Here is a 20,239-nt window from a genome sequence, read left to right as displayed (position 1 = left end):
GAAAAATGTTGATGAATTTTTCGAAAAGGCGGATCGGTCGATGCTGAGCGCGGAATTGAAGGCGTTCTACCGGGTGGCGAAGCTGGGCAGCATCACCCAGGCGGCGAAGAAACTCGGCCTCAGTCAGCCGACCGTGACCACGCAGGTCCGCAACCTGGAAAGCCAGTACGCAGTGGAGCTGTTCTATCGCGGCGGCCGTCGGCTGACCCTGAGCGACGAGGGCGCGCGCCTGCTGCCGATGGTCGAGGCGCTGCTGCAGCAGGAAGCCGACATCGAGTTCTACCTGCGCAACTGCGGGCAGATGCAGGGTGCGTTGCGCATCGGCGCCACCTCTCCTTATTACGTGCTTGGGCTGATCAAGACCTTCCGCGAGCGCTTCCCGCAGATCGAGGTGTCGGTGGAAATCGGCAACTCCCAGCAGGTGCTCGAATCGCTGATCGAATGCCGGGTCGACCTGGCGGCCTCCTCGCAGCAGGTGGACGACGCGCGCCTGACCCGCGTGGTGCTGGGCAGCGATCCGCTGGTGCTGGCGGTGCACCGCAGCCATCCGCTGGCGGGCCTGCAGTCGGTGAGCCTGGGCGACTTGCGCAACCATTGCCTGCTGATGCGCGAGGCGGGCTCGACTACCCGCCAACTGACCGAGGCGATGTTGCAGCAGGCGGGAGTGACGCCGGCTTCGATGCTGGAAATCGGCAGCCGCGAATCGATCCGCGAGGCGGTGATCCGTAACCTGGGCGTGAGCATCATCGCCCGCCAGGAAGTGCCGGATAACCCGCAGTTGTGCGTGCTGGAGATCAAGGGCGCGAGCCTGATCGACGAGTACCTGTATTGCCTGAAGGATCGGCGACAGGCGCGCTTGCCGAGTGCGTTTCTGGCACTTGCCCAATCGTAGAAATCGACTCCCTGTAGGAGCGGTCCATGCCCGCGATCCGTCGGCAGGGCCGACGTTGCCAGTTCGTTCGCGAGCAGGCTGAGCGCGGCAACGTAAACGGCAATGGCAACGGCGCAAGAGGGCGGCAAAGCGCAGCGGCAAGCTTGCCGCCTTGCCCTGGGCGGCAAGGAAAAGGGTTGCCGCTTTGCCGCTGTTTGCCGCCCCTTGCCGCTCTCTGGATTCCATCAAGCCCTTGATTATCAAGGGAATGCAAATATGGCACGCACCTTGCTGAAGTGTTGGCAAGCCCACACCGGCAAACAGGTTCGTGACCATGAGCATCAGCTTCGACAAAGCCCTCGGCATCCACCAGCAAGCGCTGAACTTCCGCTCCCAGCGCGCTGAAGTCCTGGCCAATAACCTGGCCAACGCCGACACGCCCAACTACAAGGCGCGCGACCTGGATTTCGCCTCGGTGCTGGCGGCCCAGTCGGACAAGATGAAGAACGGCACCTTCAGCGCGACCCTGACCAATTCGCATCACATTGCCGCCGATGGTTTCGGCATGGGTGACGAGTCGGTGAAGTACCGCATCCCGAACCAGCCTTCGGTTGACCAGAACACCGTCGACGAACAGATCGAGCAAGCCAACTACGCGGAAAACTCCGTGCAGTTCCAGGCCTCGTTCACCTTCCTCAACAGCAAATTCAAAGGGCTGATGAACGCCCTGCGCGGGGAGTAATCGCCATGTCGCTCGCCAGTGTCTTCAACATCGCCGGTACCGGCATGAGTGCCCAGACCACCCGTCTGAACACCACCGCGTCGAACATCGCCAACGCCGAGAGCGTCTCCTCGAGCATCGACCAGACCTACCGCGCCCGTCACCCGGTGTTCTCCACCATGCTGCAGAACGCCCAGGGCGGCGACCAGGGTTCGCTGTTCGGCGAGACCGACCAGGCCGGTTCCGGCGTGCAGGTGCTGGGCGTGGTCGAGGACCAGAGCCCGCTGGTGCCGCGCTACGAGCCGAACCACCCGGCCGCCGACAAGGACGGCTACGTCTACTACCCCAACGTCAACGTGGTGGAGGAGATGGCCGACATGATCTCAGCCAGCCGTTCTTTCCAGAGCAACGCGGAAATGATGAACACCGCCAAGCAGATGATGCAGAAGGTCCTGACCCTGGGTCAGTAAGCGCAGAGGACGCCGCATGAGCATCAATACCGATAACAGCGCTTCGAGTTCGATCCTGTCGTCACTGAACGCCGGGTCCAAGAGCTCGTCGTCGACGACCGAGACGGGCACCAGCGCGCTGGGCAAGGATTCCTTCCTGCAGCTGCTGGTCACCCAGCTGAATAACCAGAACCCGCTGGACCCGCAGGACAACACCGAGTTCGTCTCCCAGCTGGCGCAGTTCAGCAGCCTGGAGAGCATGCAGAACCTGGACACCACCCTGGGCACCTTCTATTCGTCGTTCCAGTCGTCGCAGGCCCTGCAGGCTTCCTCGCTGGTCGGCCGCTCGGTGATCGTCAACTCCAGCAAGGTGCAGGTCGATGACCCGAGCGCCGGCGTCAACGGCACCCTGGTGATGCCGTCCGGCGGCGATGGCGTGACCCTGAAGATCTACGACGACTCGGGCGACCTGGTACGTACCGTCGACATGGGCAGCCAGAAGGCCGGCAACATCGACTTCAAGTGGGACGGCAAGGACGACAGCGGGGAGCTGGTGGCTGCCGGCACCTACACCGTCAAGGCCAGCGCCAGCCTGGACGGTACCAGTACCGCCCTGACCACCTACCTGCCAGCCACGGTCAACAGCGTCACGCTGGGCCAGAACGGCGGGGAAATGTCCCTGAACCTGGCTGGCATCGGCGCCGTTTCCGCCTCCAGCATTCAGACCATCGGAAAATAACGCCGCGTTTCGGCACAGGAGCAACACATGTCTTTCAATACCGCCCTGAGTGGACTCAACGCCGCGTCGATGGACCTGAACGTCACCGGCAACAACATTGCCAACGTCGGCACCACCGGCTTCAAATCCTCGCGTACCGAGTTCGCCGACCTCTACGCCTCCTCGATGCTCGGCACCGGCCGCATCGCCGTGGGTAACGGCGTGGTCACCCAGGCCGTCTCGCAGCAGTTCACCCAGGGCAACCTGAGCACCACCGGTCGCAGCCTGGACCTGGCGGTGAGCGGCAACGGTTTCTTCATGACCAGCGACAACGGCAGCCGCGTCTACACCCGCAACGGCACCTTCAACACCGACGCCAGCGGCTACATCGTCGATGGCTCGGGCAACCGCCTGCAGGGTTATGGCGTCAATGGCAACGGCAACATCGTCAACGGTGTGATCACCGACCTGAAGGTCGACACCGCCAACCAGCCGCCGAGCCCGACCTCGAAGATCACTTCGACCCTGAGCCTGAACTCCAACGCCACCACGCCGACTACCACGCCGTTCGATGCCACCGATTCGGACAGCTACAACTGGTCGACCTCCGTGGACATCTACGACTCCCAGGGTAACTCGCACACCATGACGAACTACTTCGTCAAGGACAGTGCCAACAACTGGAGCATGTACACCCTGGTGGACGGGCGTAACCCGCAGACTCCGACCAGCACCACGCCGCTGAGCAGTGACATCACCTTCAACAGCGCCGGCCAGCTGACGGGCATAACTTCCACCGGCATGACCGTCAACGCCGACAACACCATGACCCTGACCGGCTGGACGCCGGCGGCCGTCACCGACTCCACCACCAACCCGGTGACCTGGGGGGCCAACGGCGCGGCAGGCACTACTGGCGGCATCAGCATCGACCTGACCAAGACCACCCAGACCAACGGCTCCTTTGCCGTCACCGCGGTGACCCAGGACGGCTATGCCACCGGCCAGATGTCCGGCCTGTCGTTCGCCGAAGACGGCCAGATGTACGCCACCTACACCAACGGTCAGTCCAAGGTGATCGGTCAGGTGATCCTGGCCAACTTCGCCAATACCCAGGGCCTGACCCCGGTGGGCAACACCGGCTGGAAGCAGTCGCTGGCCTCGGGTGAGGCGGTGATCGGCACGCCCACCTCCGGCACCCTCGGTTCGGTTGGCTCGGGCACCCTGGAAGACTCCAACGTCGACCTCACCGCGCAGCTAGTGAACCTGATCGTGGCGCAGCGCAACTACCAGGCGAACGCCAAGACCGTCCAGACCGAAAGCACCATCTCCGACACCATCATCAACCTGCGTTGATGACGTCCCCTTGCCGCAGGCGGCAGTCCTTCGCCGCCTGACGGCCATCGAGGCTCCTTCGGGAGCCTTTATTTTTTGATATTCCCTTGGATATCAATATCTTGAGATTTGTTCTGCAGTTCTGGCACAGCCTTTGCTGAAGTCACTCCAACACCGCCGGGAATCCGACTCGGCACTGGAGGAATGCCTTGGACAGAATGCTGTATGTCGCCATGAGTGGCGCGAGCCAGAACACCAAAGCCATGCAGGCTCACGCCAACAACCTGGCGAACATCTCCACGACCGGCTTCCGCCGCGACTTCGAGCAAGCTCGCGCCATGCCCGTGTTCGGCGACAGCTTTCCGGCGCGTGTCTTCGCCATGAGCGAGCGCCCGGCGACCGACTTCACTACCGGCTCCCTGCAGGAAACCGGCCGTGACCTGGACGTGGCTGCCAAGGGCGATGCCTGGATTGCCGTGCAGGCGCCGGATGGCGGCGAAGCCTACGTGCGCACTGGCAGCCTGGAGATCGACGCCCTCGGCCAGCTGCGCACCAGCGACGGTATGCCGGTGATGGGCAACGGCGGGCCGATCGCGATTCCTCCGGAAGAAAAGATCGACATCGGCGAGGACGGCACCATCACCATCCGCGGTCAGGGCAACAACCCCAATGCGCTGGCTACCGTCGACCGCATCAAGCTCGTGACTCCCGATGCCAAGCAGCTGGAGAAGGGCAGCGACGGCCTCATCCGAATGAAGTCGGGCCAGCCCGCACCCCAGGTCGATGCCAATGCCAGCGTGCAGTCCGGCGTACTGGAAGCCAGCAACGTCAATGCTGTCGACGAGATGACCTCGATCCTGGCGCTGTCTCGCCAGTTCGAATTGCACGTGAAGATGATGAAAACCGCCGAAGAAGATTCCCAGTCCATGGCGCGCGTTTTGCAATTCAGCTGAATAGAACCTGATTAACCGTTCGAGGCGCCACGAATCCGGCGCCCGAGGAGAACGACATGCTTCCGGCACTTTGGGTCAGCAAGACCGGTCTGTCCGCCCAGGACATGAACCTGACCACCATCTCGAACAACCTGGCGAACGTGTCCACCACGGGCTTCAAGCGCGACCGCGCGGAGTTCCAGGACCTGCTCTACCAGATCAAGCGTCAGCCCGGCGCCAACTCGACCCAGGACACGCAGCTGCCTTCGGGCCTGCAACTGGGTACCGGTGTGCGCATCGTCGGCACCCAGAAGAACTTCACCGCCGGCAGCCTGCAGACCACCGACAACCCGCTGGACATGGCGGTCAACGGTCGTGGCTTCTTCCAGGTGCTGACCCCGGACGGCACTGTTGCCTACACCCGTGACGGCAGCTTCCACCTGAACTCCGACGGCCAGATCGTCACCTCCAACGGCAATGCCCTGGAGCCGGCCATCATCGTGCCGCCGGAAACCCAGACCTTCACCGTTGGCAACGACGGTACCGTCTCGGTCACCGTTGCCGGCAATGCCACGCCGCAGATCATCGGCAACATCCAGACCGCCGACTTCATCAACCCGGCCGGCCTGCAGGCCACCGGCAACAACCTGTTCCTGGAAACCGCCGCCAGCGGCGCGCCCCAGGTCGGCACCCCTGGCCTGAACGGTCTGGGCACCACCCTGCAGAACACCCTGGAGAACTCCAACGTCAGCGTGGTGGAGGAGATGGTGAACATGATCACCACCCAGCGCGCCTACGAGATGAACTCCAAGGTGATCTCCACCGCCGACCAGATGCTCTCCTTCGTCACCCAGAACCTGTAAGTCCTGATCCCGTAGTCGCTCTCCCCGAGAGGTAGCTGTAGATGAACCGTTCCCACCTCCTTCCGCTGCTGGCCATCGCCGCGTTGGCAGGGTGCGTGAGCCCTCCGCCCAAGCCGGACGATCCCTATTACGCTCCGGTGCTGCCGCGCACTCCCGCGCCGGCCGCCCAGAACAACGGGTCGATTTACCAGGCCGGGTTCGAGAACAACCTCTACGGCGACCGCAAGGCCTTCCGCGTGGGTGACATCATCACCATCACCCTCAACGAGAAGACCCAGGCCAGCAAGAAGGCCAGTTCGGACATCTCCAAGGACAGCAACACCAAGATGGGGCTGACCTCGATGTTCGGCAGCGGCCTGACCACCAACAACCCGGTGGGTGGCGGTGACCTCAGCCTCTCTGCCGAGTACGGCGGCTCGCGCGATGCCAAGGGCGACAGCCAGGCCGGGCAGAGCAACAGTCTGACCGGTTCGATCACCGTCACCGTGGCCGACGTCATGCCCAACGGCATCCTCGCCGTGCGTGGCGAAAAGTGGATGACCCTGAACACCGGCAACGAGCTGGTGCGCATCGCCGGCCTGATCCGCGCCGACGACATCGCCACCGACAACACCGTCGCTTCCACCCGCGTGGCCGATGCGCGCATCACCTACTCGGGCACCGGTGCGTTCGCCGATGCGAGCCAGCCGGGCTGGTTCGATCGCTTCTTCCTCAGCCCGCTGTTCCCGTTCTGAGGTTGATGACGATGACTGCCGTTCGCAAGGTATCCCATGGCCTGCTCAGCACGCTCCGCCTCGGCGGCGCGCTGCTGCTCTGCGCGCTGTTCGCCGTGCCGGCCGCCCATGCCGAGCGGCTCAAGGACATCGCCAGCATCCAGGGTGTGCGCAACAACCAGCTGATCGGCTACGGCCTGGTCGTCGGCCTCAACGGTACGGGCGACCAGACCACCCAGACGCCGTTCACCGTGCAGACCTTCAACAACATGCTGGCGCAGTTCGGCATCAAGGTGCCGGCCGGCACGGGCAACGTGCAGCTGAAAAACGTCGCGGCGGTGTCCATCCATGCCGACCTGCCGCCGTTCTCCAAGCCAGGTCAGGTCATCGATATCACCGTGTCCTCCATCGGCAACTCCAAGAGCCTGCGCGGCGGCAGCCTGCTGATGACCCAGCTCAAGGGTATCGACGGCCAGACCTACGCCATTGCCCAGGGCAATCTGGTGGTCGGCGGCTTCGACGCCGAAGGTCGCGACGGCTCCAAGATCACCGTCAACGTACCGTCGGCCGGTCGCATCCCCGGTGGCGCCACCGTCGAGCGCGCGGTGCCGAGTGGCTTCGACCAGGGCAACACCCTGACCCTGAACCTCAACCGCCCGGACTTCACCACCGCCAAGCACATCGTCGACCGCATCAACGAACTGCTTGGCCCGGGCGTCGCCCAGGCCGTGGACGGCGGCTCGGTGCGCGTCAGCGCGCCGCTGGATCCGAGCCAGCGCGTGGACTACATGTCCGTGCTGGAAAACCTCGAAGTGCAGTCCGGCGAAGCCGTGGCCAAGGTCATCATCAATTCGCGCACCGGCACCATCGTGATCGGCCAGAACGTGCGCGTGTCGCCGGCCGCCGTGACCCACGGCAGCCTGACCGTGACCATCACCGAAGACCCCATCGTCAGCCAGCCCGGTCCGTTCTCCAACGGCCAGACCGCCGTGGTGCCGCGCTCGAACGTGAGCGCCAACCAGGAAGCCAAGCCGATGTTCAAGTTCGGCCCCGGCACCACGCTGGATGAAATCGTACGCGCCGTTAACCAGGTGGGCGCCGCGCCCAGCGACCTGATGGCGATCCTCGAAGCCCTGAAACAGGCCGGCGCGCTGCAAGCCGACCTGATCGTGATCTGAGGACGCCGCCGTGGACGCCCGACTGCTTTCTGCTGGTACCTCCACTACCGACTCCGGTTCCTACTCCGACCTCAATCGCCTGTCGGCGATGAAGACCGGCGCGAACCGCGACAGCGCGGGGAACATCCGCAAGGTCGCCCAGGAGTTCGAATCGCTGTTCATGAACGAGATGCTGAAATCCATGCGCTCGGCCAACGAGGTGTTCGCCAAGGACAACCCGATGAACAGCGAAGCGGCCAAGCAGTACCAGGACATGTACGACCATCAGCTGTCCGTGTCCCTGGCCACCCAGGGGCATGGCATCGGCCTGGCCGACGTGCTGGTCAAGCAGATGGAGAAGATGCAGGGCGTCCGCCACACCGGCAACAACCCCTTTGCCCAGACCGGCGTTCAGGCGGCTACCGACGGCACCCAGAGCGCTGCGGCCACCGCCGCGGCGTCCGACCGGCAGAAGACCCCGAGCGTGTTTGCCGCCAACGGCAAGGCCTTGCCGCAACCCGAAGCCGGCCGTGATGACCGCCAGGCCCTGAACGCCCGCCGTCTCGCGCTGCCGGGCAAGCTCGCCCAGCGTATCGCGGCAGGCCTGGTGCCCGGCGCCGACAGCTCCGTGGCATCCACTGCCAACCAGCCGGCGCAGCTGGCCAGCAACGACTGGCGCGGCAGCCAGGCTTATACGAAGCAGATCGACACCACCGTGCCGGTGGCCGATATCGATACCTCGGCGATCTCCACCAAACCGGGCAAGTCGATGTTCGCCTCGGCCGACGACTTCATCAGCACCATGCTGCCCATGGCCGAACGCGCGGCCAAGCGCATCGGTGTCGACCCGCGTTACCTGGTGGCCCAGGCCGCGCTGGAAACCGGCTGGGGCAAGAAGATGATCGCCCAGCGTGACGGCAGCAGCAGTCACAACCTGTTCGGCATCAAGACCGGCTCGAGCTGGAAGGGCGACTCCGCCCGCGCCACCACCACCGAATTCGAGAAAGGCAAGGAAGTGAAGGAAGTGGCTTCGTTCCGTGCCTACAACTCCTTCGAGCAGAGCTTCCAGGACTACGTCAGCTTCCTGCAGAACAACGATCGCTACCAGGGCGCGCTGGATTCCGCCGCGCGTCCGGATCAGTTCATGAAGGAACTGCAGCGCGCCGGCTACGCCACCGACCCGCAGTACGCGCGCAAGGTGAACCAGATCGCCAAGCAGATGCAGGTGTACCAGACCGTCGCGATGGCCGACACCCCGACTCGCACACTGTGAAGCCCTGTACAAAGGACTGCGCTAAGGAAAGACCATGAGCCTCTTATCCATCGGACTGTCCGGCCTCAACGCCTCGCAAGCGGCGCTGAGCACCACCGGCAACAACATCACCAACGTCAACACGGCCGGCTATACCCGCCAGACGACGTCGCAGGTGACCTCCGCGGAGCAGTTCGCGGGGCAGTACTACGTCGGCACCGGTACCACGGTGCAGGACGTCCGCCGGATGTACAGCGAGTTCCTGGCCAACCAGCTGCGCGGCGCCACCTCGGTGGACAGCGATGCGCAGACCTACCTGTCCCAGGTCAACCAGATCGATTCGCTGCTGTCCGACAGCACCACCGGTCTGTCCAAGGTCATGCAGAACTTCTTCGCCTCGCTGCAGACCGCCGCGGCGACGCCGACCGACGCCGCCTCGCGCCAGCTGGTACTGACCCAGGCCGCGAACCTGGCGCAGCGCTTCAATTCGATCTCGACCCAGCTGGGCACCCAGAACAGCTACGTCAACACTCAGATGGACAGCCTGGCCGGACAGGTTACCGACCTGGCCAAGACCATCGCCCAGTACAACCAGGCGATCATCGCGGCCGAGGCCGGCGGCGCCAGCGCCAACGACCTGCAGGACAAGCGCGACCAGGCGGTACTGCAACTCTCCGACATGATCGGCGTGAGCGTGGTCAAGCAGGGCAGCAGCCTCAACCTCTACCTGGGCTCCGGCCAGCCGCTGGTGGTGGGCGCCAATTCCTCCACCCTGACCGCCGGCCCGAGCGCCAACAACCCGTCGCAATTCAGCCTGAGCCTGAGCTCCGGCAGCTCGACCATGGACGTCACCTCGGTGGTCACCGGTGGCCAGATGGGCGGCCTGCTGCGCTACCGCAGCGACGTGCTGGATACCACCCAGAACGAACTGGGGCGCATGGCCATCGTCCTCGCCGACACCTTCAACAGCCAGCTCGCCCAGGGCCTGGACCTGAACGGCAACTTCGGCGCGGAACTGTTCAAGGACATCAACGACGCCAGCGTCATCGGCAATCGCAGCCTGGCCAACACCCACAACACCGGCACCGGCAACCTCAACGTCAACATCACCGACAGCAGCGCGCTGACCACCAGTGACTACGAGGTGACTTTCACCTCCGCCACCGGCTACACCATCAAGCGCTCTTCCGATGGCACGGTGCTGGGCAGCGGCGACCTGACCGACAACCCGCCCAAGGAGTTCGACGGCTTCAGCATCAGCCAGCAGAGCGTTGGCACCGTGCAGGCGGGCGACCGTTTCACGGTGATCCCGACCCGCACCGCGGCCTCGGACATCTCGGTCACCATGACCGACTCCAACCGCCTGGCGTTCGCCTCGCCGGTAGTCGCCAGCACCACCACTGGCAACAAAGGCAGCGGCACCATCAGCGGCACCACCCTGACCACCGAGCTGGATAGCAGCAACAGCACCGCGCTGGCCGCCTCGATCAAGGCCGGCCTGCCGGTGAAGCTGGTGTTCGATGCCGCCAGCGGCGGCACCCAGGGCTACACCATCTACGACTCGGCGGGTAACTCGCTGGGCACCGGCAACATCGTGCCGGGCCAGAGCAACGACATCAGCATCACCGTGCCGGGCTCGCCGTCGTTCAGCTTCCAGACCACCATCGCCGGTTATCCAGAGGACGGCGACAGCTTCGGCGTGGCCTTCAACAGCAACGGCGATGCCGACAACACCAACGCGCAGAAGCTCATCGACCTGCAGACCACCAAGACCGTCGGCAGCGGCACGGGCAGCGGCAGCGGCATGAGCCTGACCGGCGCGTACAGCAGCCTGACCGAGACCGTCGGCGCCACGGCCAACCAGGCCAAGCTCGACGCCACCGCCACCGAGGCGGTGCTGACCCAGGCGCAAGGCAGCCGCGACTCGCTGTCGGCGGTGAACCTCGATGAAGAGGCGGCCAACCTGGTGAAGTTCCAGCAGTACTACACGGCCTCCGCGCAGATCATCAAGACTGCGCAGACGCTCTTCGACACCCTGATCAACAACATCTGAGGAGGCTGAAATGGTTGTGCGAATTTCCACCCCGCAGATCTTCAATTCGAACATCGACAACTACAACCGCGGCTATGCCAGCCTGGCCAAGCTGCAGGAGCAGATCTCCAGCGGCACGCGCATCCAGACCCCGGCGGACGACCCCGTCGGTGCCGCGCGCCTGTTGCAACTGGAACAGCAGCAGGCGCTGCTGACCCAGTACAGCGGCAACATGACCTCCGCGACCAACAGCCTGAACCAGGAACAGAGCGTCCTCGACTCCATCACCACCGCCCTGCAGCGCGCCCGCGAACTGACGCTGCGCGCCGGCGATGGCTCTCTGAGCGACGAAGACCGTGGCGCCGTCAGCGATGAACTGGGCGAGATCCAGAACCAGCTGCTGACCCTGATGAACAGCAAGGACGCCAGCGGCAACTATCTGTTCTCCGGCAGCAAGAGCACCGTGCAGCCCTTCGTGCAGAACGCCGATGGCAGCTTCAGCTACCAGGGTGACCAGAGCACCCTCAAGCTGCAGATCTCCGACAACCTGACGATGTCGACCAACGACAACGGCTGGAGCATCTTCGAGATGGCGGCCAATGCCAGCCGGACCACCAGTTCCCTGGCCAGCAACCCCAATGCCGATGGTGTGCAGCGTGCGTTCCTGTCCCAGGGCACGGTGACCAGTGACAGCAGCTACAGCGCGAGCTTCCGCGACGGTGCGCCGTACACCCTGAACGTGCTCAGCGGCACGCAGTACCAGATCCTCGACAAGGACGGCAACGACGTCACCAGCGACGCCACCACCAATGGCACCTATGACGCGACCTCCACCGACAGCAACGCCATCAACTTCCGCGGCGCGCAGTTCCAGCTCGATGTCTCGCTGCAGAAGACCGATGACGCCAGCACCATGGACAGCCTGGTAGGCGGCTACAGCTTCAGCTTCGGAGCGGCGACCGACACCCTGTCGGTCAAGCGCAGCGCCACCAACACGTCGACGGCACAGATCACCTCCGCGACAGTGAGCAATAGCACCAACTACACCACGCAGTTCCCCAGCAGTGGCGTGCAGCTCAAGTTCACCAGCGCCACCGCCTACGAGGTCTACGCGCTGCCTACCAGCCAGAGCGCGACGCCGCTGTCCACCGGGACGGTGGGCGCGACCTTCCCGCAGACGGTGACCGTGGCCGGCGTGGACATGACCATCAGCGCCGCCCCGGCGACCGGTGACCAGTTCTCCGTCACCGCCAGCTCTCCGGAACGGCAGAACATCCTCAATACCATCGGCGACCTGCGCAAGGCGCTGGACACCTCCACCGCCAACAACCCGCAGGCGCAGCTGACCATCCGTAACATGGTGGCCAGCGCGATCACCAACCTCGACAAGGCCAGCGACCAGGTGCTGGCGACCCAGTCGTCGGTTGGTGCGCGGCTCAATACCATCGATGTGCTCGACCAGGAAAACCAGAGCCTGGCGCTGACCAATACCACCACGCAATCGTCGATCCGCGACACCGACATGGCCGCCGCGACCTCGCAGCTGGTCCTGCAGCAGACCATGCTCGAGGCTGCCCAGGCGGCGTTCGCGCGGATCAGTCAGCTGAGCCTGTTCAACAAACTCTGATTCATCCGGCTCGCCGCTCGACGGCGGGCCCCACCTCGGAAGAAACGTACATGGGCGATATCAATTTCAGTTCCAAGGGCCGCCAACTGATCGAGCTGTACGGGCAGATGGCCCGTGAGGGCTACCAGCGCAGCGACGAGCAGCACGTGGAAGTCGCCTTCAGCGATTTCGAATTGCGCCCGTTCCGTCCGCAGATTCGCGAGATCATGCAGAGCCATGGCGTGCGCAGCGTCCTCGACTACGGTTGCGGCGGGTCTGACTGGAATCTTGCCGGATTCGATGACAACGGCCAGTCCGCGGTGCAGTACTTCAATCTCGACGCGGCCTATCGTTATGAGCCGGCGCGCAGCATCGACGAGCGCCAGAAGGTCGACTGCGTGGTGTCCTTCGACGTGATGGAGCACATCTTCGTTGCCGATGTGCCGAGCGTGCTGCGCGACCTGTACTCCTGCGCGACCAAACTGGTGATCCTCAACGTTGCCTGCTATTCGGCGGCGGCGCTGCTTCCCAATGGCGAGAACGCCCACATCACCGTGCGTCAGCCGATGTGGTGGAAAGGCATGGTCGACTGCATCACCCCGGAGTTCCCCGGTATCACGACCTGCCTGATCTGCTCCACGGGCTGGCGCCAGGCTACCGCCTTCCCGCAGTGGAGCGGTGACCAATGGCAGGCCAGCGAGACCTTCGTCATCGCCAACTGAGCCGCTCGCACAGTCGACCGAAAAGCCTCCCGAGTGGAGGCTTTTTTGTTCGTGCGCAATGGGCAGGAGCAGAGCTGCCCAGCCAGCCGAAGCGCTTTCCCTGTAGGAGCGGGCCATGCCCGCGATCGCGCGCATGGCGCGCTCCTGCAGATTGGCGTAGCTGCGAATGAGCTCGCTCCTGCGAAGAGCCCAAGAAAAAGCCCGGCAAACGCCGGGCTTTTTTCGTTGCCGCGATCTGTCAGTCCAGGCGCTTGAATACGCAGAAGCCGCGCTGGTGAATGCCGTCGTCGATCAGCTGGCCCTGGTACAGCAGGAAGAACCCCTGCTCGTAGAAGTGGCGCATGTTGGCGAAGAAACGAGTGTCGTTCATCCGCATGTCGTTGCTTTCGATGACCACGATGCCGCCCGGGGTCAGAAGGTTCTTGAGGTCGGCAACGTAGTCGGGCATCGGCTTGCCGATCCACACATGCACGGCGAAGGAGAAGATCACATTGAACAGACCTGGCTCGCTGGCGCGCAGGTCCTCATAGGTGCAGGTGCGGAACTCGCAGTTCTCCACCTTGTGATGTTGCGCCAGGCGGTCGGCGATACGGATCAGCGAGTCGTTGTTGTCGAAGCCCAGATAGCTGTCGACCTGCTGCGCCACCTCGATGCCGAAGCAGCCGATGTTGCAGCCGATATCCAGCACGCGGTCGGTGGGCGAGAGCCATTTTTCCAGCGCGTAGCGCTCCATGCGCAGGAGGGTAGGGCGTACGCCCGGCAGGTCCCAGCCTTCATGGCCCTGGTACAGTTCCTTGTTGGCGCCAAAGACCTGCGACTGCGAGAAGAAGTCTTCATAGACCCCCAGCTTGCAGTCGCGCCAGGTGTCATCTTCCGCTTCGCTGCCGGGGCTGCGCAGGTAGCACAGTACTTCGGCGCCATCTTCCAGTTGCAGTTGCTGGCGCAGGTTCTGCTCGGCGAAGACTTCGAGTACGTCCGCTTGCGACGGCACGGCCGCACGCCGAATCAGCACTGGTGCGTGGCGACCCTGATACTGCAGGTAGCCCTGGTAGTACCAGTAACCCATGCGGATGTAGGGCACCTGCTGATAGGGCGGGGCGTAGACGATGCCGCTGCCCGACTCGAAGAACAGCGGAGCGACCTTGCGCACCATCTCCAGCGGGTTGAACAGCGCCTGCAGGTTCAGGGTGCCGGCCTCGATGGTCTGCCAGCCGGTGACGTTGAGCAGGCTTTCGCGCTGGCTCGGGTTCTGCTCCATGATCGCCTTGGCGCCGGGCGGGCCGTCTGCCGAGCGGCTGGAACGGGCGAAAACACGAGCCCGGCCGAACAGGCTGGTGGACTGCGGCGCGCGCTTGCCCTGCAGCAGCTCGAGCTGCGTGAGCAGGTCGGCGGTATCGGCGTTGGCCTGGTAGGTGGAAAGGCTGGCCAGCCAGTGGTAGGCCTCTTCGAGGTGGCCCTGGTAGAGCGCCAGCGTCGCCAGGGTATTGCGTACGTCATGATCCTCCGGCTGCAGCTGGATGGCCTGGAGCAGGAACTCATGGGCCTCGTCGTGCTTGCCGTCGCGTACCAGCAGGCGGCCCAGCAGGCTGTTCACCGCAGCATTGTCCGGAACCGCCTGCAGCACCAGGCGCAAGTGCTCGGCGGCTTCGTCACCGCTGCCGCGCTGCTCAGTCAGAGCCACAGCCAGGGTCAGGCGCAGTGGCAGCTCGTCGGGGTGCTCCTGGAGCAGGTCGCGGTAGGCATCGATGCTGGCCGCGGCTTGCCCGCTGCTCTGCAGTTGCTGGGCATGGGCAAAGCGTTGTTCGTAGCTAGTGGACATGAGTTCCTCCGCAGGCGCGGTATCGGGCAGTTCGAGAAAGAGTGAGGGGCGGTCGCTCAGACCATGCCGTTGGTCTGCAGGTGTTGTATGGCGCGTTCGAGGGCGCCGCTCCACTGGCCGACTTCACGGTTGCGAATCAGGTGGACACTGGGATACCAGTAGCTGGGTCCTTCATTCAGACCCCAGCGCCAGTTCGGGTTAATCTGCAGCAGGACGACGGTGGGCGTGCCCAGTGCGCCGGCCAGGTGGACAGTGGTGTTGTCGACGCTGATCACCAGGTCCATCGCGGCGATCTGCGCCGCCTGGGCGTCGAGATCGATCAGCGGGTCGATGCTGGCATCGTCATGGATGTGCAGGCCGAGCGAAGCGGCCTCCTCGCGGTCTCTGGCGGTATCGCCATATTGCAGGTTGATCAGCTGAATGCCAGTCAGGTCCTTCAGCACCGCCAGTTCAGTCATGCGGATACGCCGGTTCTGTTTCTGGTTGCCGATGCTGTTGCCGCCGCGCCAGGAAACGCCAACCAGGCGCTTGCCGGGGAACAGTCGTTGATATTCCGCGCGCAGCTGCTCGCTGCGTTGCGGGTCGGCCCGCAGGAAACTGAGCTGGTCGGGGAAGTGCGCGATGGACGGGCGCAGCTGCAGGCCCAGGCTGCCCATGGGGATCTGGAAATCGGTCGCCGGCCAGCCGAGCTTGATGACCTCGCGGCCGTCCTCCTGTACCGGAACGCGGCTGCGCTGGATCAGTTCGACGTCGGGGAAGCTGCGCTGGAGCAGGGGGACCAGGCGGGTTTCCACTTCGTACTTGAGCTTGCCGCCGCGCTGGATGAGCGAAGGCAGCATGCTGGAGAACATGATCTGGTCGCCGATACCCTGTTCACGCCACACCAGCAGCGAGCGGCCCGCCAGCGCTTCGCCCTGCCAGCGGGGCAGGGGGAAGTCCACGTGCTGGTCCTTCAATGCCGTACCCCAGCGCCACTCGTAATGGCGCCAGCCGCTTTCGAACTCGCCCAGGCGCAGCATCAGGTGCGACAGGTTGTTATGGGTTTCGTCGTTGGTCGGGTCCAGCTTCAGCACGCGGCTGTAGTCATGGAAGGCTTCGCGGTAGCGGCCGAGCATTTCCTGGGCGACCGCGAGGTTGAACATCAGCGGTTCGCAGGTGGGGTCGAGTTCCAGGCCCGCCTGGCAGGCGGCGACGCTGTCGTGAGTGCGGCCGGTATAGAGGTAGACCTGCGCCATCATGTGCAGGGCCAGCAACTGGCCGTCCTTGGGCAGCGGTCCGGCGAGGAGCCCGAGCAGGAGGTGCTCGGCTTCCTCGAAGCGCTCGGCCCGATTGAGGTTCTCGAAGTACAGGCGCAGGCGCCAGAAATTCGGCTTGGCGTCATACCAGGCCTTCGCACGGTCCACATCGCCGGTGTACAGGGGGGACTTGGCCATGCGCCCGAACAGCAGGCTGTCTATATGGTCGTTCTGCGGATACGTCAGCGCTTTCTCGAAATGGCCGGATGCGCGCTGTTGATCACCACGGTCCCAGTAGAGGACGCCGAGCTGAGCCTGGCCCAGGGGGAGGTCGGGCTTCTCCTGAACCAGCTCTTCATAGAGTGCGATCTGCTGGGGAATGTCGTGCCGGTCCTCGGCAATCCTCAGGGCATCGACGATACGCTGGAGTTTCTGGCGAGTTGCGTTGTGCATAGTGAGACGGGGCCTGTAGCGTGTGGTGGCGCAAATTTGACGTCGTGGGAGCTACCAGCAAGAACGGGGCCAGCCGCGGAATTTCGAGGGAATGAAAAGAAATTTGAAAAAAGGGCTAAAGCGATTGACGAAGACGACGATAACCCTAACGAAGGTTCTCCACGCCATTTCGGATCTGATAGCGGCAAGGAGAGGCCACCTAGCCCTAATACGAGGAATTCGTCATGGCTCTTACCGTTAATACCAACATCGCCTCGCTGTCGGTTCAAAAGAACCTGACCAAGGCCTCCAACTCCCTGACCACTTCGATGACCCGTCTGTCCACCGGCCTGCGTATCAACAGCGCCAAGGACGACGCCGCCGGCTCGCAGATCTCCAACCGTCTGACCAGCCAGGTCAAAGGCCTCGACGTGGCTGTGAAGAACGCCCAGGACGCCAACTCCATCGCCCAGGCCGCCGAAGGCGCCCTGCAGGAGTCCACCAACATCCTGCAGCGTATGCGTGAACTGTCCCTGCAGTCCGCCAACGGCTCCAACAGCACCGAAGACCAGGCGTCGCTGAACCAGGAGTTCAAGTCGCTGACCGCTGAACTGACCCGTATCTCCCAGACCACCACCTTCGGTGGCGGCACCTCCGGCATCAAGCTGCTCGACGGCACCGCCGGCGGCACCGGTACCCTGACCTTCCAGGTCGGCGCCAACGCCAACGAAACCGTGAGCTTCACCCTGGGCGACATGAGCGCCTCGGCTCTGAAAGGCACCTCGGTCCTGGCCACCGAAACCGGTACTGCTGCGATCACTGCTGACACCAACGGCAGTGGCGGCACCGTGGCGACTGCGAGCTCGCTGACCATCAACGGCACCACCGTGAACATCGCCAAGGGCGCCAGCGCCAACGACATCGCCGCCGCGATCAACACCAACATCACCGGCGTGTCGGCCAACGTCAACGCTTCCGGCAAGCTGATCCTGACCTCCGGCAAGGACATCGACGTCACCACTGGCGCAGCCAGCAACGACATCGCCACCACCCTGGGCCTGGCTGCCGCGACTGCCGTCACCTCCTACAGCAGCGTCGACAAGCTGGACATCTCCGATGCCACCAATTCGCAGAAGGCCACTCAGGTGATCGATGCGGCGCTGAAGCAGATCGACACCCAGCGTTCCGCACTGGGCGCCATCCAGAACCGTCTGGACAGCACCATCTCCAACCTGCAGAACGTCTCCGAGAATGCCACCGCTGCACGCAGCACCATCCAGGACGTAGACTTCGCCGCAGAAACGGCGCAGATGACCAAGCAGCAGACCCTGCAACAGGCCGCCACCGCGGTACTGGCCCAGGCCAACCAGCTGCCGTCCGCTGTCCTGAAGCTGCTCCAGTAAGGGATTGCCGAAAGGCTATAAACGGAAGGAAGGGCGCCCAGCGCCCTTTCTTGCTTTGCGTGTGGAGGGTGAAACCTGATGGATACCAGCCTCGGAATCAACACCCTGCGACCGGCCGACAACGCCGCCGCGGGCAGCAAGCCGGCCAGCGGCAACAGCTTGCCGCAGAGCGCCAAGGAGTCGCCGGCCAATAACCGCCGCAGCCTGAACGAAGCCGTCAGCCGGCTGCGTGAACAGGCTCAGTCGGTGCAGCGCAACCTGGAATTCTCGGTCGATGACGCCAGTGGCGAAACCGTCGTGAAGGTTGTGGCCTCGGATACTGGCGAGGTTATTCGGCAGATTCCTTCGGAAGTTGCACTCAAGTTGGCAGAAAGCCTGAAGGAAGCGGGTAATCTGCTGTTCAGCGAACGCGCCTGATCTCAGATTGCGAGAGATCTGGCGCGATTCTTGAATGAAGCGTTTATAGACGCAGGCGGTAGAGTCAATTCCGCCAGAAATTTGGACAGGAGGGTAGGCAAATGGCCGGGACTTCGATCAATGGTGTGGGGTCGGGATACGACATCGACTCCATCGTGACTTCGCTGGTGAACGCGCAGAAGGCGCCGAAACAGAGTCAGATCACCAATCAGAAGACCGCGACCAATACCACGCTCTCCGGTATCGGTTCGCTCAAGAGCGCCCTGTCGACTTTCCAGACAGCGCTGAGCAAGCTCAACGACTCCAGCTCCAACTCCTTTGCCGGTCTGGCGGTGAAAAGCTCCAACACCGATGCGCTGACTGCCACCCTGGGCACCGGGGCTGCAGCGGGCACATACAAGATCGAGGTGAAGAACCTGGCCACCAGCTCCAAGGTGGCGACACAGTACATCGACAAGGCGGCCACCTTTGGCGCGGGCACCCTGAGCATCTCTCAGGGCAGCAGCACCTATAAGGTCAGCGTCGCCGCCGGCGCGAGCCTGTCGGATATCCGCGACAGCATCAACAGCCAGCTCAAGTCCAGCGGACTCACCGCGAACATCATCACCGACTCCAACGGCCCCCGCCTGGTGCTGGGTTCCAGCGTCACCGGTTCTGGCAGCGACATCAGCATCGCCACCACCGGGGATGCGAGCCTCGGTGTGCTCAAGATCGACGGCGCCGGCACCAAGGCCTCCGCCACGACCGGCGGTTATGTCGACGAGCCGGCGAAGAACGCCAGCTACACCATCGACGGCCTGGAAATGAGCAGCTCGGTGAACAAGATCACCAGCGCCATCAGTGGCGTCGAATTCGATCTGGTCGACGAGGGCAAGTCCACCGTCACGGTGGATACCAACACCGATGGCCTGAAGACCTCGGTCCAGTCTTTCGTCGATGCCTACAACGCGTTGATGACCTCGATCAACTCGCTGACCAAGATCACCAACACCACTGACGCCGACGGCAATCCGACCACCTCGGCAGCCTCGCTGGCCAGTGACGCCATGACGCGCACGCTGCTCAATACCATGCGCAGCGAGCTGGTCGGCTCCTCTACCGAAGGCGGCAGCATCAAACTGCTGTCGCAGCTGGGTATTTCGACCAAGACGGACGGTACCCTGGCAGTGGACAGCGACAAGCTGGACAAGGCGCTGGAGCAGAATTTCGCCTCGGTGCAGGGCTTCTTCACCGGTTCCGGTGGCCTGCTTTCGCGCATGAGCGGCAACCTCGACGCGTATACCAAGACCAATGGCCTGCTCGATCAGCGCACTTCGGCGCTGAACGGCACCCTCAGCGACCTGGCGGATCAGCAGACCAAGCTGACCGATCGCATGGACAAGCTGACTACCACGCTCATGGCCAAGTACAACGCCATGGACTCCCTGGTCGCCCAGCTCAATGCCACCAAATCCAGTGTGCTGACCACGCTCAACGCGCTGAACAAGTCCAGCAGCTCCGACAGCTGATGCCGCTGCCGCAGGCCGCGCCGCTCTGCGGCGGGGCCGTGCGGCAGTACGCCA

Annotated in this window: 18 protein-coding genes; 16 read left to right on the top strand and 2 right to left on the bottom strand. The window is 63.7% G+C overall.

The window, feature by feature from the left end; genetic code table 11:
- The first annotated feature begins 40 nt into the window (after positions 1 to 40).
- From ABKS89_RS21735 to ABKS89_RS21675, 13 genes are all read left to right on the top strand, one after another.
- Complete coding sequence (locus tag ABKS89_RS21735) at positions 41 to 892, top strand: LysR family transcriptional regulator (RefSeq protein WP_138215109.1); 852 nt, start codon at positions 41 to 43, stop codon at positions 890 to 892.
- Between the two features lie 313 nt (positions 893 to 1,205).
- A complete protein-coding gene (gene flgB, locus ABKS89_RS21730) occupies positions 1,206 to 1,613 on the top strand; it encodes a flagellar basal body rod protein FlgB (protein WP_045212157.1) in 408 nt (135 codons plus the stop codon).
- Positions 1,614 to 1,618: 5 nt separating this feature from the next.
- On the top strand, positions 1,619 to 2,062 hold the full coding sequence (gene flgC / locus ABKS89_RS21725; RefSeq protein ID WP_045212156.1) for a flagellar basal body rod protein FlgC: 444 nt from the start codon (positions 1,619 to 1,621) through the stop codon (positions 2,060 to 2,062).
- 16 nt (positions 2,063 to 2,078) lie between these two features.
- A complete protein-coding gene (flgD, locus tag ABKS89_RS21720) occupies positions 2,079 to 2,780 on the top strand; it encodes a flagellar hook assembly protein FlgD (RefSeq protein ID WP_138215108.1) in 702 nt (233 codons plus the stop codon).
- A 27-nt stretch (positions 2,781 to 2,807) separates the two neighbouring features.
- Complete coding sequence (gene flgE / locus ABKS89_RS21715; RefSeq protein WP_081519257.1) at positions 2,808 to 4,115, top strand: flagellar hook protein FlgE; 1,308 nt, start codon at positions 2,808 to 2,810, stop codon at positions 4,113 to 4,115.
- 188 nt (positions 4,116 to 4,303) lie between these two features.
- The gene (gene flgF / locus ABKS89_RS21710; RefSeq protein ID WP_045212145.1) at positions 4,304 to 5,047 is read left to right on the top strand and encodes a flagellar basal-body rod protein FlgF; all 744 of its coding nucleotides are present in this window, start codon (positions 4,304 to 4,306) and stop codon (positions 5,045 to 5,047) included.
- 56 nt (positions 5,048 to 5,103) lie between these two features.
- Positions 5,104 to 5,889: a flagellar basal-body rod protein FlgG gene (flgG, locus tag ABKS89_RS21705; protein WP_138215106.1), complete on the top strand. Its 786-nt coding sequence runs from the start codon at positions 5,104 to 5,106 to the stop codon at positions 5,887 to 5,889.
- Positions 5,890 to 5,930: 41 nt separating this feature from the next.
- On the top strand, positions 5,931 to 6,623 hold the full coding sequence (flgH, locus tag ABKS89_RS21700; RefSeq protein ID WP_138215105.1) for a flagellar basal body L-ring protein FlgH: 693 nt from the start codon (positions 5,931 to 5,933) through the stop codon (positions 6,621 to 6,623).
- Positions 6,624 to 6,628: 5 nt separating this feature from the next.
- A complete protein-coding gene (locus ABKS89_RS21695; RefSeq protein ID WP_225601594.1) occupies positions 6,629 to 7,780 on the top strand; it encodes a flagellar basal body P-ring protein FlgI in 1,152 nt (383 codons plus the stop codon).
- A gap of 10 nt (positions 7,781 to 7,790) precedes the next feature.
- On the top strand, positions 7,791 to 9,032 hold the full coding sequence (gene flgJ / locus ABKS89_RS21690; protein WP_348587033.1) for a flagellar assembly peptidoglycan hydrolase FlgJ: 1,242 nt from the start codon (positions 7,791 to 7,793) through the stop codon (positions 9,030 to 9,032).
- Between the two features lie 34 nt (positions 9,033 to 9,066).
- The gene (gene flgK / locus ABKS89_RS21685) at positions 9,067 to 11,064 is read left to right on the top strand and encodes a flagellar hook-associated protein FlgK (protein ID WP_348587032.1); all 1,998 of its coding nucleotides are present in this window, start codon (positions 9,067 to 9,069) and stop codon (positions 11,062 to 11,064) included.
- A 10-nt stretch (positions 11,065 to 11,074) separates the two neighbouring features.
- On the top strand, positions 11,075 to 12,670 hold the full coding sequence (locus ABKS89_RS21680; protein ID WP_348587031.1) for a flagellar hook-associated protein 3: 1,596 nt from the start codon (positions 11,075 to 11,077) through the stop codon (positions 12,668 to 12,670).
- A 50-nt stretch (positions 12,671 to 12,720) separates the two neighbouring features.
- Positions 12,721 to 13,371: a class I SAM-dependent methyltransferase gene (locus ABKS89_RS21675; RefSeq protein WP_138215102.1), complete on the top strand. Its 651-nt coding sequence runs from the start codon at positions 12,721 to 12,723 to the stop codon at positions 13,369 to 13,371.
- Positions 13,372 to 13,609: 238 nt separating this feature from the next.
- On the opposite strand, the gene ABKS89_RS21670 is transcribed toward ABKS89_RS21675, so the two are convergent.
- Both ABKS89_RS21670 and ABKS89_RS21665 read right to left on the bottom strand, forming a co-directional pair.
- Positions 13,610 to 15,190, bottom strand: coding sequence for a class I SAM-dependent methyltransferase (locus tag ABKS89_RS21670; protein ID WP_348587030.1), 1,581 nt, complete (start codon positions 15,188 to 15,190; stop codon positions 13,610 to 13,612).
- 56 nt (positions 15,191 to 15,246) lie between these two features.
- On the bottom strand, positions 15,247 to 16,878 hold the full coding sequence (locus ABKS89_RS21665; protein WP_348587028.1) for a tetratricopeptide repeat protein: 1,632 nt from the start codon (positions 16,876 to 16,878) through the stop codon (positions 15,247 to 15,249).
- Positions 16,879 to 17,102: 224 nt separating this feature from the next.
- On the opposite strand from ABKS89_RS21665, the gene ABKS89_RS21660 reads away from it, so the two are divergent.
- The 3 genes from ABKS89_RS21660 (at position 17,103) to fliD (ending at position 20,185) form a co-directional block, all read left to right on the top strand.
- A complete protein-coding gene (locus ABKS89_RS21660) occupies positions 17,103 to 18,260 on the top strand; it encodes a flagellin N-terminal helical domain-containing protein (RefSeq protein WP_138215099.1) in 1,158 nt (385 codons plus the stop codon).
- A gap of 78 nt (positions 18,261 to 18,338) precedes the next feature.
- On the top strand, positions 18,339 to 18,677 hold the full coding sequence (locus tag ABKS89_RS21655; protein ID WP_138215098.1) for a flagellar protein FlaG: 339 nt from the start codon (positions 18,339 to 18,341) through the stop codon (positions 18,675 to 18,677).
- 101 nt (positions 18,678 to 18,778) lie between these two features.
- Complete coding sequence (gene fliD / locus ABKS89_RS21650) at positions 18,779 to 20,185, top strand: flagellar filament capping protein FliD (protein WP_138215097.1); 1,407 nt, start codon at positions 18,779 to 18,781, stop codon at positions 20,183 to 20,185.
- Positions 20,186 to 20,239 lie beyond the last annotated feature (54 nt).

This window comes from Pseudomonas sp. LABIM340 (assembly GCF_040017195.2).
Classification (GTDB): Bacteria; Pseudomonadota; Gammaproteobacteria; order Pseudomonadales; family Pseudomonadaceae; genus Pseudomonas.
This window is presented reverse-complemented; position numbering and strand designations above follow the sequence as displayed.

Excerpts from the sequence above, each read along its gene's own strand:
- flgG (WP_138215106.1), top strand. The coding sequence starts at position 5,104 with ATGCTTCCGGCACTTTGGGTCAGCAAGACCGGTCTGTCCGCCCAGGAC.
- flgD (WP_138215108.1), top strand. The coding sequence starts at position 2,079 with ATGAGCATCAATACCGATAACAGCGCTTCGAGTTCGATCCTGTCGTCA.
- flgC (WP_045212156.1), top strand. The coding sequence starts at position 1,619 with ATGTCGCTCGCCAGTGTCTTCAACATCGCCGGTACCGGCATGAGTGCC.
- fliD (WP_138215097.1), top strand. The coding sequence starts at position 18,779 with ATGGCCGGGACTTCGATCAATGGTGTGGGGTCGGGATACGACATCGAC.
- flgK (WP_348587032.1), top strand. The coding sequence starts at position 9,067 with ATGAGCCTCTTATCCATCGGACTGTCCGGCCTCAACGCCTCGCAAGCG.
- ABKS89_RS21670 (WP_348587030.1), bottom strand. The coding sequence starts at position 15,190 with ATGTCCACTAGCTACGAACAACGCTTTGCCCATGCCCAGCAACTGCAG.
- ABKS89_RS21660 (WP_138215099.1), top strand. The coding sequence starts at position 17,103 with ATGGCTCTTACCGTTAATACCAACATCGCCTCGCTGTCGGTTCAAAAG.
- flgE (WP_081519257.1), top strand. The coding sequence starts at position 2,808 with ATGTCTTTCAATACCGCCCTGAGTGGACTCAACGCCGCGTCGATGGAC.
- flgB (WP_045212157.1), top strand. The coding sequence starts at position 1,206 with ATGAGCATCAGCTTCGACAAAGCCCTCGGCATCCACCAGCAAGCGCTG.
- ABKS89_RS21665 (WP_348587028.1), bottom strand. The coding sequence starts at position 16,878 with ATGCACAACGCAACTCGCCAGAAACTCCAGCGTATCGTCGATGCCCTG.
- flgH (WP_138215105.1), top strand. The coding sequence starts at position 5,931 with ATGAACCGTTCCCACCTCCTTCCGCTGCTGGCCATCGCCGCGTTGGCA.
- ABKS89_RS21675 (WP_138215102.1), top strand. The coding sequence starts at position 12,721 with ATGGGCGATATCAATTTCAGTTCCAAGGGCCGCCAACTGATCGAGCTG.
- ABKS89_RS21735 (WP_138215109.1), top strand. The coding sequence starts at position 41 with ATGCTGAGCGCGGAATTGAAGGCGTTCTACCGGGTGGCGAAGCTGGGC.
- ABKS89_RS21680 (WP_348587031.1), top strand. The coding sequence starts at position 11,075 with ATGGTTGTGCGAATTTCCACCCCGCAGATCTTCAATTCGAACATCGAC.
- ABKS89_RS21655 (WP_138215098.1), top strand. The coding sequence starts at position 18,339 with ATGGATACCAGCCTCGGAATCAACACCCTGCGACCGGCCGACAACGCC.
- ABKS89_RS21695 (WP_225601594.1), top strand. The coding sequence starts at position 6,629 with ATGACGATGACTGCCGTTCGCAAGGTATCCCATGGCCTGCTCAGCACG.